We start from the raw sequence: 12,244 nt of genomic DNA, 5'->3' as shown, positions 1-12,244 counted from the left end.
GTAGGGATGCCCGCCCCGGTGCGCCGCCCCTGGCGTGGGGCGGCGCACCCTGTCAGGCCCGGCCTCAGCTCTTGATGTCGCCGATCTTCGGCGCCGGCTCGTTCTTGTAGTTGGCCGGGCCGAAGTTGTCCTTGACGGCCTTGTCCCAGGACTTGTCCGCGACCATGTCCTCAAGGGCCTTGTTGATCTTGTCCTTGAGGTCGCTGCCCTTCTTGACGCCGATGCCGTAGTTCTCGTTCGTCAGCTTGAAGCCGCCGAGCTTGAACTTGCCCTTGAACTGCGACTGGGAGGCGTAACCGGCGAGGATCGAGTCGTCGGTGGTCAGCGCGTCGATGGCGCCGTTCTGCAGGCCGGGCAGGCAGGCCGAGTACGTCGGGTACGGCTGCAGCTGCGCCTTGGGGGCCAGCTTGTCCTTGATGTTCTGGGCCGAGGTCGAACCGGTGACCGAGCAGAGCTTCGCGTTGTTCAGGTCCTCCGGCGACTTGACCTTGTCGTCGTCGGCACGGAGCAGCACGTCCTGGTGGGCGAGCAGGTAGGGGCCGGCGAAGTCGACCTTCTCCTGGCGCTGCGGGGTGATCGAGTAGGTGGCGGCGATGAAGTCGACGTCGCCGCGCTGCAGCATGGTCTCGCGGTCGGCGCTCTTCGACTCCTTCCACTCGATCTGGTCCTCGGTGTAGCCGAGCTTCTTGGCCACGTACGTGGCGACGTCCACGTCGAAGCCCGCGTAGCCGTCCGGGGTCTTCTGGCCGAGGCCGGGCTGGTCGAACTTGATGCCGATGGTGATCTTCTTGCCGTCGCCGCCGGACGAGCCGCTGTCCTTGTCGTCACCGCCGCACGCGGTGGCGGTCAGGGCGAGGGCGAGCACGGCGGCCGAGGCGGCGGAGACCTTGCGGAGCTTCATGGTGAACATCCTTTGGCTGTGATCGAGCTCCGATCGAGCGCGATCGGACGATCAGAGGATCAGGCGATCAGGTGATCAGGCGCGGCCGTCGACGGCGGCCGCCACGGTCGGGCGGCGCGGGACGCCGAAGCCGCCCCGGGACATCAGTGGTGCAGGATCTTCGACAGGAAGTCCTTGGCACGGTCGCTGCGCGGATTGCTGAAGAACTGGTCCGGCGTGGCCTCTTCGACGATGCGGCCGTCCGCCATGAACACCACGCGGTTGGCCGCCGAGCGGGCGAAGCCCATCTCGTGCGTGACGACGACCATGGTCATGCCGTCCTGGGCGAGCTGCTTCATCACCTCGAGCACCTCGTTGATCATCTCGGGGTCGAGGGCCGACGTCGGCTCGTCGAAGAGCATGACCTTCGGATCCATGGCCAGCGCCCGCGCGATGGCGACACGCTGCTGCTGACCGCCGGAGAGCTGCGCGGGGTACTTGTCCGCCTGGGCGCCCACGCCGACCCGGTCGAGCAGGGCGCGGGCCTTCTCCTCGGCCTTCTTGGCGTCGACCTTGCGGACCTTGACCTGGCCCAGGGTCACGTTCTCGAGCACCGTCTTGTGCGCGAAGAGGTTGAAGGACTGGAAGACCATGCCGACGTCGGCCCGCAGCCGGGCCAGCTCCTTGCCCTCGGCGGGCAGCGGCTTGCCGTCGATCGTGATCGAACCGTCGTCGATGCTCTCCAGACGGTTGACGGTGCGGCACAGGGTGGACTTGCCGGACCCCGAGGGGCCGATGACCACGACGACCTCGCCGCGGTGGATGGTCAGGTCGATGTCCTGGAGCACGTGCAACGCGCCGAAGTGCTTGTTGACACTCTTCAGGACGACCAGTTCGCCGGTCGCAGCCTTGTCTTCCTTGGCCACCGATACTTCGGTCATCGCTCTCGGGCTCCGTCCTCCTGGGTTTCGCAGGACAGTAGTGACCCGGGACACTCCGCGTCTCTACATCTGAGCGAGATCTGAGCATCACGATCCGATAGCAATCGGACACTGGTCGTAGCACTTGTGAGCTGGGCGCATATCGGCCGGGTAACTTCGAGCGGCCGCGACCGGAAGCCTCTTGACGCCGTCCCCTTGCATCGGCGTCACTGCACAGGACGCACGCGCGCGTGCCCGTGGTTCCACCCGCCCCGGCACCCCGACCAGCGCCCGCCGCCGAAACGAAACCGAAGGGAGCCCGGATGAGACTGCTGCTCGTCGAGGACGACAACCACGTGGCCGCCGCCCTGTCCGCGATCCTGGCACGGCACGGCTTCGACGTCACCCACGCGCGCAGCGGCGAGGAGGCACTCCAGGCGCTCGTCCCCGAGGGCGACGGCTTCGGCGTGGTCCTGCTCGACCTGGGCCTGCCGGACCAGGACGGCTACGAGGTCTGCGGCAAGATCCGCAAGCGCACCAGCACCCCGGTCATCATGGTCACCGCGCGCTCCGACGTGCGCTCCCGCATCCACGGCCTCAATCTCGGCGCCGACGACTACGTGGTCAAGCCGTACGACACCGGGGAGCTGCTCGCCCGGATCCACGCCGTCAGCCGGCGCACCGCCCACGAGGACGCGACCGGGAGCACCGAGACCGTGGTGCGCCTCGGCGCCGTGCGGATCGACCTGCCGACCCGCCAGGTGAGCGTGGACGGCTCGGTCGTCCAGCTCACCCGCAAGGAGTTCGACCTGCTCGCTCTGCTCGCCCAGCGCCCCGGAGTGGTCTTCCGCCGCGAGCAGATCATCAGCGAGGTCTGGCGCACCAGCTGGGAGGGGACCGGGCGCACCCTGGAGGTGCACGTCGCCTCCCTGCGTTCCAAGCTGCACATGCCCGCGCTCATCGAGACCGTCCGCGGCGTCGGCTACCGCCTCGTCGCCCCCGCGGGTTAGCGGGGCCCGGTGAGCACACGCCTGCTCCCGCTGCTCATCGTCCTGATGGCGGCCGTCCTGCTCGCGCTCGGTGTGCCGCTCGGCGTCAGCGTCGCCCGCGCCGAGCAGCAGAAGGTCGTCATCGACCGCATCGACGACACGGCACGCTTCGCCGCGCTCGCCCAGTTCGTCACGGAGGACGTGCCGGGCGGCGCGCCCCCGACCACCACGGACGAGCGCCTGGAGACCCTGCAGACCGAGCTGACCAGCTACTACGAGGTCTACGGCATCAAGGCGGGCGTCTTCTACCGCAACCACATCCCGATGGCCAACGCGCCCACGACGTGGTTCCTGCCGCAGACCGGAGAAGTCCGCGACTCCTTCGACGAAGCGCTGCTCAGCCGCCGCAGCCACGACCCCGCGCAGGTGTGGCCCTGGCAGGACGGCCGGCTCGTGGTGGCCTCACCGGTCATCCGGGACGGCGACGTGGTCGCGGTCGTGGTCACCGAGTCGCCGACCGACTCGATGCGCACGAGCACCCTGCGCGGCTGGCTGGTGATCGGCGCCGGGGAGTTCGCCGCCATGCTGCTCGCCGTCGGCGCCGCGCTCCGGCTCACCGGCTGGGTGCTCAGGCCGGTGCGGGTGCTCGACGCCACCACCCACGACATCGCCACCGGACGGCTCAAGTCCCGTGTCGCGCCGTCCGGGGGGCCGCCCGAGCTGCGACGCCTGGCCGGCTCCTTCAACGAGATGGCGGACCACGTGGAGGACGTGCTGGAGCAGCAGCGCGCCTTCGTCGCCGACGCCTCGCACCAGCTGCGCAACCCCCTCGCCGCGCTCCTGCTGCGCATCGAGCTGCTGGCCCTGGAGCTGCCCGAGGGGAACGAGGAGATCGCCTCCGTCCAGACCGAGGGCAAGCGCCTGGCCCGGGTCCTCGACGACCTGCTCGACCTGGCCCTGGCCGAGCACAGCCGGGCCGACCTCCAGATCACCGACGTCGGAGCGCTGACCGCGGAGCGAGTGGCGGCGTGGGCGCCGACGGCCGAGGCCCAGGGCGTACGGCTGGTCGGCGACTGCCCGCCGACCACCGGCTGGGCCGACCCGGTGGCCCTGTCCAGTGCCCTGGACGCGGTCATCGACAACGCGGTGAAATTCACGCCGTCCGACGAGACCGTGCGGGTCGAGGTCGCCTCCGCCGGGGACACCGCCACGGTCGTCGTCACCGACAACGGTCCGGGGCTCACCGACGAGGAGCTCACGCGCGTGGGAGACCGTTTCTGGCGCAGCGGACGGCACCAGAACGTCAACGGCTCCGGCCTCGGCCTGTCCATCTGCCGGGCGCTGCTCGCGGCGGGCGACGGGTCGATCTCCTTCGGCCACCACGACCCGCACGGCCTCCGGGTCACGGTCACCGTGCCGAGGACCGGCACCGCACCCCAGGAGCCGGAGCCGCCCTACGGCTTGACCGAGCGGTAGTAGCGCCGGGCGCCCTCGTGCAGCTCCAGCGGGTCGGTGTAGATCGCGGTGCGCAGGTCCACCAGCTGCGCGGAGTGCACGTGCGCACCGATGCCGTCGCGGCTGTCGAGCACGGTCCTGGTCAGCCACTCGGTGAGCCGCGGATCGACGTCCGCGCGGGTCACCAGCAGGTTGGACACCGCCATCGTGGGCACCACGGCACCGTTCTGCACGGTGGGGTAGGCCGACTCCGGCATGTTGGTGGTGCGGTAGTAGCGGGTCGCGCCGCCGGACTCGTGCAGCTTGGTCACCAGGTCGTCGCCGATCGGCACGAAGCGGAACGCGGAGGTCTCGGCTATCTTCCGGAGACCGTCCGTCGGCACCCCGCCCGACCAGAAGAACGCGTCCAGCTCGTCGCCGAGGCGTCCGGGACCGGTGTCGATCCCGTCCGCCCGGGGCGTGATGTCCGTCTCCGGATCGATGCCCACGGCCTTCAGCAGCCGGGTGGCGATCAGCCGGACCCCCGAGTCGGGCAGCCCTATGGCCACCCGCTTGCCCCGCAGGTCGGCCACCGACTGGATGTCCGAGCCGTTCGGCACCACCAACTGGACGTAGTCGTCGTAGAGCCGGGTGACCCCGCGCAGCTCCTCGGCGCCCGGGTTGCCGGCCAGTTTGTACGTCTCGACCGCGTCGGCCGCGGCGATCGTGAAGTCGGCCTTCCCGGACGCCACCCGCTCGACGTTCTCCTGCGAGCCCGCGCTGGTCGTCAGCCGCACGTCCAGGTCCGGCATGTCCTTGCGCAGCTCGGCGCGCAGCAGCTCGCCGTACTTCTGGTAGACACCCGCGCGGGTGCCCGTGCTGAACGTGATCGTCCCGCTCGGCGGCTTCTCGCCGAGCGGCAGCAGCCACCACAGCAGCAGCCCCAGCACGACGAAGCCGGCGAGCGCGCCCTGGACGGCGCGGCGCCTGCCGATACGGGGGAGCAGCGTGGACATGGGGCCGATCCTGCCAGCCCGCAACCGCACTGACCAGGGCCGAACTCACACGGCGACGCACCGCGCCGGTCCCGGCGTGCCCGGCGTACCGATACCGGGGTGGGCGTGCGGGGGCCGCAGACCGCGCGGACGCCGGGCGACCGGTTCCGGTGTGTGACGACCCTGGTGCGGGACGCCGGGTGACCGGTCCCGGCTTGTGACGACCCTGGTACGGGATGCCGGGTGACCGGTCCGGCGTGCGGCGACCCCGGTACGGGACGGCGGGCGAAACCGGTCCCGGCGTGCGGCGACCCCGGCACCGGTGTGCCGGGGTCGCCGGGTCCGAGCGGTGACCGCGGCCCGCTCAGTCGCCCACCGAGGCCTCCGCCGCCCGGGGTGCCTCCTCCGTGGGGCTCGCGGGGCGGTCGGGATCGACGCGGCGCCGGAAGAGGCGCATCGCCAGCGGCTCGGTGAAGCGGGCGGTGAGCGGCCCGAGGACGACCAGGATGAGCACGTACGCCGTGGCCAGCGGGCCCAGGGACGGCTCGATGCCGGCCGAGACCGCGAGGCCCGCGATGACGATCGAGAACTCGCCGCGGGCCACCAGCGCGCCGCCCGCCCGCCAGCGGCCCTTGACGGAGATCCCGGCCCGCCGTGCCGCCCAGTACCCGGTGGCGATCTTCGTCACGGCGGTCAGCAGCGCCAGTACCAGGGCGGGCAGCAGGACCGGCGGGATGCTGGCGGGATCCGTGTGCAGCCCGAAGAAGACGAAGAAGACCGCCGCGAACAGGTCGCGCAGCGGGCTCAGGAGCGTGTGCGCGCCCTCGGCGACCTCACCGGACAGTGCGATGCCCACCAGGAAGGCGCCCACCGCCGCCGACACCTGGAGCTGCTGGGCGACACCGGCGACCAGGATCGTCAGTCCGAGCACCACCAGGAGCAGCTTCTCGGGGTCGTCGCTGGAGACGAAGCGGGAGATGAGCCGCCCGTAGCGCACCGCGACGAAGAGCACGAGGCCCGCCGCGGCCAGCGCGATCGCCAGGGTGATGCTCCCGGTCATCAGACCGGCGCCGGCGACCAGGGCCGTGACGATCGGCAGGTACACCGCCATCGCCAGGTCCTCCAGCACCAGCACGCTCAGGATCACCGGCGTCTCGCGGTTGCCCACCCGGCCCAGGTCACCGAGGACCTTCGCGATGACACCGGACGACGAGATCCAGGTCACGCCGGCAAGGACCACGGCGGCCACCGGGCCCCAGCCCATCAGCAGGGCGGCCACCGCGCCCGGCACCGCGTTGAGCGCGCAGTCGACGAGACCGGCCGGGTAGTGGGACTTGAGGTTGGTGACCAGGTCGCTGGCCGTGTACTCCAGGCCCAGCATCAGCAGCAGGAGGATGACGCCGATCTCGGCGCCCGTCGCGACGAACTCCTCACTCGCGCCGAGCGGGAGCAGGCCGCCCTCGCCGAAGGCCAGACCGGCGAGGAGGTACAGCGGGATGGGGGAGAGGCGGTACCGGCCGGCGAACCGGCCGAGGAGCCCCAGCCCCAGGATGATGGAACCGAACTCGATCAGCAGAACCGCGGAGTGCACCGGCTCACTCCTGCCCGAGTATCGCCGCGGCGGCGTCGACGCCCTCACGGGTGCCGATCACGATCAAGGTGTCACCACCCACGAGCCGGAAGTCCGGCGCCGGCGAGGGGATCGCCTCGGCCCGCCGCAGCACCGCCACGATCGAGGCACCCGTGTCGGTCCGCATCCGGGTGTCGCCCAGCAGCCGCCCGTTCCAGCGGGAGGTGGCGGCGACCTCGATCCGCTCGGCGACCAGACCTAGATCGGTCGTGTAGAGCAGGCTCGCACTGTGGTGGGTGGGCTTCAGCGCGTCGATCAGCGCGCCCGCCTCGGGGCCGGTCATCCGCAGCGAGTGGGCGCAGGAGTCGGGGTCGTCCGACCGGTACACGTTCACCGTGCGGGCGCCGTCGCGGTGCGCCACCACCGACAGGTGGCGGTGTTCGCGGGTCACCAGGTCGTACTGGACCCCGATACCCGGGAGCGGAGTCGCCCTCAGGCGTGGAGCTGACACGTGCTTTCCCCTCACTCGTCCTGCGTCTGACGCCGTGCTTCGCCCACGTGGGTGACGTGCTCGCGGCCTCGCCATGCTGCCATCCGCACGTACGGTGGCGGTATGGGTGTCGTGACGGATATACGCAGCCGGTCGCGGGCGGCGAGACTGCCTGCGGGGGTGTCGTGCGCGAAGGCCGGGAGGAGCGGAAAGAGGAACGTGTCGCTGTTCTGGCGGATCTTCTCGCTCAACGCCGCCGGCCTGGTCGTCGCCACCGCACTGCTGCTGGGGCCGGTCACCGTGTCGACGCCCGTGCTGGCCGGGGAGGCCCTCGTCCTGCTGGCGGGCCTGGTGGCCCTGCTGGCCGGCAACGCGGTCGTCCTGCGCATCGGACTCACCCCGCTGCACCGGCTGGGCCGGGCCATGTCCACCGCGGACCTGCTGGTGCCCGGCACCCGGCCCGCGGTCTCCGGACCGGCCGAGGCGGCACAGCTGATCGCGACCTACAACACGATGCTGGACCGGCTCCAGGCCGAACGCGCCGCGGGCGCCGGCCGGGCGCTGCAGGCCCAGGAGCGCGAGCGCCACCGCATCGCCCGGGAGCTCCACGACGAGGTGGGCCAGACCCTCACCGCCGTCCTCCTCCAGCTCAAACGCGTCGCCGACCGGGTCCCCGGGGACCTGCGCGAGGACGTGACCCTGGCGCAGGAGGCCACCCGGGCCGGGCTGGACGAGATCCGCCGCATCGCCCGCCGCCTGCGTCCCGGCGTCCTGGAGGAACTCGGCCTGGCCAGCGCCCTGCGCTCGCTCGCCGCCGAGTTCACGCACCACGGCCTGACCGTCCAGCACCACATCCCCGGCGACCTGCCCCCGCTCGCCCCGGAGGCGGAACTGGTGCTGTACCGGGTCGCCCAGGAGAGCCTGACCAACACCGCCCGCCACGCCGCCGCCGACCGCGCCGCCCTCACGCTGCGCCCGCTGCCGCAGGCCGAGGGCGGCGGTGTCGAACTGCTCGTCCGCGACAACGGCACCGGCCTCGGTACGGCAGCCGAGGGTGCCGGCATCCGCGGGATGCGGGAGCGGGCCCTGCTGACCGGAGCCGAGATCCACTTCGAATCCGCCCCCGGAGGGGGCACCGACGTACGCCTGCGCGTCCCCGCGCCGCCCGGGGACCGTTCCGCAGACCGAACCGGAGACAGCCCCTGATGTCAGCACGGCCCCCGATCCGCGTCCTGCTCGCCGACGACCACACCCTCGTACGCCGCGGGGTCCGCCTCATCCTCGACGGCGAACCCGACCTGACGGTGGTCGCCGAGGCCGGGGACGGTGCCGAAGCGGTCGCGGCCGCGCGGGCCACCGAGGTCGACCTGGCCGTCCTGGACGTCGCCATGCCCCGGATGACCGGCCTCCAGGCGGCCCGTGAACTCTCCCGCCGCCTGCCCGGGCTGCGCATCCTCATCCTGACCATGTACGACAACGAGCAGTACTTCTTCGAGGCCCTCAAGGCGGGAGCCTGCGGTTACGTCCTGAAGTCCGTCGCCGACCGCGACCTGGTCGAGGCGTGCCGCGCCGCCGTGCGCGACGAGCCGTTCATCTACCCGGGCGCCGAGCGGGCCCTCGTCCGCTCCTACCTGGACCGTGTGCAGGGCGGAGGCGGCCTGCCCGAGCGGCCCATCACCGAGCGTGAGGAGGAGATCCTCAAGCTCGTCGCCGAGGGGCACACCTCCAAGGAGATCGGCGAGCTGCTGTTCATCAGTGCCAAGACCGTCGAGCGCCACCGCGCGAACCTCCTCCAGAAACTGGGCGTACGCGACCGTCTGGAACTCACCCGCTACGCGATCCGCGCCGGGCTCATCGAGCCGTGAGCGGCGGGCTCCGCGCGGGGCCCGCCGCTCGCGGGTCGGACGGCCGGTCCGTACGCCCGTGGCGTCTGCCGCCCGGCCGCCCGGCGTCCGCACCCGTACGAGTCGCGCGGCATCGCCTGGCGCCCCGCCCCCTCCCGTCGAGCGAGCGGAACGGAGCGGCCGGAGCCGCCCGAGTCGCCGGGCGGAGGACGCGGACGACGGGGCCGAGGCGACGGTCAGAGGCGCCCGTGCCCCGCCGCCCGCCCCCCCGCGCCGCCCGGCGGTCAGCAGCCGATCGGGGAGGAGCCCACGGCCACGTCGTCGAACCAGACCGTGTCGTCGCCCGTCGCGTAGCTCTCCCAGCCCAGCCGCAGGGCGGTCGGCCGGGGCGCCGAACCGCGGGCGAGCCATTGCTGGTCGACGTCCTGGGTCGGCACTCCGTCGGCGTGCAGGCCAGGCACCCGCTCGTCGCCGAGCCAGGTGTCCAGGTGGCCCGCCGAGGTGTCGATCGCGAACCGCAGGCACTGCCAGCCGTTCGTCGGCAGCGGCCGGCTCAGCGCGACCCCGGCCGGACTCTGCGCCGGCAGGGTGGCGTCGTCGCTCTCCCGGTTCCACTGCAACGCGCCGTTCTGGCCGCCCACCCGCAGCGTCCGGCCGCCCTGGGCCGAGTCCGGCATCGACACGAAGGTGACGTGCGAGGTCGGCAGCGCGGTGGAGTGCCGCACCCACATGCGTACGTACATCACCGGACCGACCGCCGACAGGTCCGCGGCATGGGCGACGAAGGCGTGGTTGCAGTAACCGGCCCTGCCGTCCACCCGGAGCGACCTGCCCCCCTCGTGCGCCACCGCCGAGTCGACGGCGACCGCGCCCGTGCCCCGGCAGTCGGGTGCGGTGAACCGCCAGTCGCCGGACGGCTCCGAGCCCGCCTGGTCCTCGAAGCCCGAACAGATCACGGCGTCACCGCACTCCGCGGACGGGGGCGGAGTCGTCCCGGGTGGTGTGGTCGGCGGCGTCGTGGGCGGTGTGCCGCCGTCGTCGCCGCAGGAGACACCGTTGAGCGCGAAGTCGCTCGGCACGGGGTCGGCGGACCGCCAGGTCCCCTGCAGCCCGAACTCGGCGGTGCCGCCCGTGGACAGCGCGCCGTTCCAGCCCGCGTCGACGGCGACGACGGAGGCGCCGGTCTGGGTGACGGACGCGTTCCACGCCGACGTCACCCGCTGATCGCCGGTGTAGGTCCAGGTCAGCTTCCAGCCGCTCGCGGCGGGACCGAGGTTGGTGATCTTCACTTGGGCGGTGTAGCCGCCCGCCCACGCGTTGACGGTGTAGTCGACGCGGCAGGCGGCGGCGTTCGCCGCACCGCTCGCGGGGATCGTCACCAGGACCGACACCACCAGCGCGGCGGCGGCCACCGCCGCGGTCCAGGGCCGGCGCAGTAATCGCAGCACTCGGATGAGCACAGGGTGCCTCCAGGGAGGGAAACGGGACAGGGGGCCGGTAGAGTGGGAGCGCTCCCATGCATCACACCGATGATGACGGTGTACTGTCAAGACGTGGGGCGGCGTTCACCACGATCGCGACCGCCTACCCTTGTTGCCATGAGCAGCATCGACCGGAGCCAGTCAGTGGGCGGCACGCGCACCTACGAAGTACGCACCTACGGGTGCCAGATGAACGTCCACGACTCCGAGCGATTGTCCGGTCTGCTGGAGGACGCGGGTTATGTCCGCGCCCCCGAGAGCGCCGACGGCGACGCGGACGTCGTCGTCTTCAACACCTGCGCCGTACGGGAGAACGCCGACAACAAGCTGTACGGCAACCTCGGCCACCTCGCCCCGAAGAAGGCGAGCCGCCCCGGCATGCAGATCGCGGTCGGCGGCTGCCTGGCGCAGAAGGACCGCGACACCATCGTGAAGCGGGCCCCCTGGGTGGACGTCGTCTTCGGCACCCACAACATCGGCAAGCTCCCGGTGCTGCTGGAGCGCGCCCGCGTGCAGGAGGAGGCGCAGGTCGAGATCGCCGAGTCCCTGGAGGCGTTCCCGTCCACCCTCCCCACCCGGCGCGAGAGCGCGTACGCGGCGTGGGTCTCCATCTCCGTCGGCTGCAACAACACGTGCACCTTCTGCATCGTCCCCGCCTTGCGCGGCAAGGAGAAGGACCGTCGTCCCGGTGACATCCTCGCCGAGGTCGAGGCCCTGGTCGCCGAGGGCGTCAGCGAGATCACCCTGCTCGGCCAGAACGTCAACGCCTACGGCTCCGACATCGGCGACCGCGAGGCGTTCAGCAAGCTGCTGCGGGCCTGCGGGAACATCGAGGGCCTGGAGCGCGTCCGCTTCACCTCCCCGCACCCGCGCGACTTCACCGACGACGTCATCGCCGCCATGGCCGAGACCCCGAACGCGATGCCGCAGCTGCACATGCCGCTCCAGTCCGGCTCCGACCCGGTGCTCAAGGCGATGCGCCGCTCCTACCGGCAGGAGCGCTACCTGGGGATCATCGAGAAGGTGCGGGCGGCCATCCCGCACGCGGCGATCACCACCGACATCATCGTGGGCTTCCCCGGCGAGACCGAGGAGGACTTCGAGCAGACCCTGCACGTGGTGCGCGAGGCCCGCTTCGCCCAGGCGTACACCTTCCAGTACTCCAAGCGGCCCGGGACCCCGGCCGCCGAGATGGACGGTCAGATCCCCAAGGCGGTCGTCCAGGAGCGCTACGAGCGCCTGGTCGCCCTCCAGGAGGAGATCTCCTGGGAGGAGAACAAGAAGCAGGTCGGGCGCACCCTGGAGCTGATGGTCGCCGAGGGAGAGGGGCGCAAGGACGGCGCCACGCACCGGCTCTCCGGCCGCGCCCCCGACAACCGCCTGGTGCACTTCACCAAGCCGGAGCAGGAGGTCCGCCCCGGCGACGTGGTGACGGTCGAGATCACCTACGCCGCCCCGCACCACCTCCTCGCCGAGGGCGCGGTGCTCGATGTGCGCCGCACGCGCGCGGGGGACGCCTGGGAGAAGCGCAACACGGCCGAGCAGGCCAAGCCGGCGGGCGTCCTGCTGGGCCTGCCGAAGATCGGCGTGCCCGAGCCCATGCCGGCGGTGGCGAGCGGCTGCGGCTGCGACTGACCGCGG

General features: G+C 71.8%; 11 protein-coding genes. 5 read left to right on the top strand and 6 right to left on the bottom strand.

The features are described from left to right. Window positions 1-64 precede the first annotated feature (64 nt). Both ACIBCJ_RS24795 and ACIBCJ_RS24790 read right to left on the bottom strand, forming a co-directional pair. Complete coding sequence (locus ACIBCJ_RS24795; RefSeq protein WP_133890095.1) at window positions 65-901, bottom strand: glutamate ABC transporter substrate-binding protein; 837 nt, start codon at window positions 899-901, stop codon at window positions 65-67. A gap of 143 nt (window positions 902-1,044) precedes the next feature. Further along, window positions 1,045-1,821 (bottom strand): amino acid ABC transporter ATP-binding protein, encoded by a 777-nt coding sequence (locus ACIBCJ_RS24790; RefSeq protein WP_133890096.1) that lies wholly within the window; start codon window positions 1,819-1,821, stop codon window positions 1,045-1,047. Window positions 1,822-2,123: 302 nt separating this feature from the next. On the opposite strand from ACIBCJ_RS24790, the gene ACIBCJ_RS24785 reads away from it, so the two are divergent. Further along, the gene (locus ACIBCJ_RS24785) at window positions 2,124-2,810 is read left to right on the top strand and encodes a response regulator transcription factor (protein WP_133890097.1); all 687 of its coding nucleotides are present in this window, start codon (window positions 2,124-2,126) and stop codon (window positions 2,808-2,810) included. Between the two features lie 9 nt (window positions 2,811-2,819). Next, complete coding sequence (locus ACIBCJ_RS24780; protein WP_362105132.1) at window positions 2,820-4,265, top strand: HAMP domain-containing sensor histidine kinase; 1,446 nt, start codon at window positions 2,820-2,822, stop codon at window positions 4,263-4,265. On the opposite strand, the gene ACIBCJ_RS24775 is transcribed toward ACIBCJ_RS24780, so the two are convergent. The 3 genes from ACIBCJ_RS24775 to ACIBCJ_RS24765 all read right to left on the bottom strand — a co-directional run bounded on the left by ACIBCJ_RS24775 (window position 4,244) and on the right by ACIBCJ_RS24765 (window position 7,299). Further along, window positions 4,244-5,239 carry a TAXI family TRAP transporter solute-binding subunit gene (locus ACIBCJ_RS24775; protein ID WP_362105129.1) on the bottom strand — a complete coding sequence of 332 codons (996 nt, stop codon included), beginning with the start codon at window positions 5,237-5,239 and terminating at the stop codon, window positions 4,244-4,246. The genes ACIBCJ_RS24780 and ACIBCJ_RS24775 overlap by 22 nt on opposite strands. Window positions 5,240-5,582: 343 nt before the next feature. Next, window positions 5,583-6,809, bottom strand: coding sequence for a cation:proton antiporter (locus ACIBCJ_RS24770; protein WP_362105126.1), 1,227 nt, complete (start codon window positions 6,807-6,809; stop codon window positions 5,583-5,585). 4 nt (window positions 6,810-6,813) lie between these two features. Continuing rightward, window positions 6,814-7,299 (bottom strand): cation:proton antiporter regulatory subunit, encoded by a 486-nt coding sequence (locus tag ACIBCJ_RS24765; protein ID WP_133890101.1) that lies wholly within the window; start codon window positions 7,297-7,299, stop codon window positions 6,814-6,816. 102 nt (window positions 7,300-7,401) lie between these two features. Between ACIBCJ_RS24765 and ACIBCJ_RS24760 the strand changes: the two genes are divergently transcribed. Both ACIBCJ_RS24760 and ACIBCJ_RS24755 read left to right on the top strand, forming a co-directional pair. Further along, window positions 7,402-8,484, top strand: coding sequence for a HAMP domain-containing sensor histidine kinase (locus ACIBCJ_RS24760; RefSeq protein WP_365978453.1), 1,083 nt, complete (start codon window positions 7,402-7,404; stop codon window positions 8,482-8,484). After that, a complete protein-coding gene (locus ACIBCJ_RS24755) occupies window positions 8,484-9,143 on the top strand; it encodes a response regulator transcription factor (RefSeq protein WP_226030173.1) in 660 nt (219 codons plus the stop codon). The genes ACIBCJ_RS24760 and ACIBCJ_RS24755 overlap by 1 nt, the downstream gene beginning before the upstream one ends. Window positions 9,144-9,406: 263 nt before the next feature. On the opposite strand, the gene ACIBCJ_RS24750 is transcribed toward ACIBCJ_RS24755, so the two are convergent. Beyond that, window positions 9,407-10,582, bottom strand: coding sequence for a cellulose-binding domain-containing protein (locus tag ACIBCJ_RS24750; protein WP_365978452.1), 1,176 nt, complete (start codon window positions 10,580-10,582; stop codon window positions 9,407-9,409). 138 nt (window positions 10,583-10,720) lie between these two features. Between ACIBCJ_RS24750 and miaB the strand changes: the two genes are divergently transcribed. Beyond that, window positions 10,721-12,238: a tRNA (N6-isopentenyl adenosine(37)-C2)-methylthiotransferase MiaB gene (gene miaB, locus ACIBCJ_RS24745; RefSeq protein WP_365978451.1), complete on the top strand. Its 1,518-nt coding sequence runs from the start codon at window positions 10,721-10,723 to the stop codon at window positions 12,236-12,238. Window positions 12,239-12,244: the final 6 nt, after the last annotated feature.

The sequence above is a fragment of the Streptomyces sp. NPDC051136 genome, from assembly GCF_044455745.1.
Classification (GTDB): Bacteria; Actinomycetota; Actinomycetes; order Streptomycetales; family Streptomycetaceae; genus Streptomyces.
This window is presented reverse-complemented; position numbering and strand designations above follow the sequence as displayed.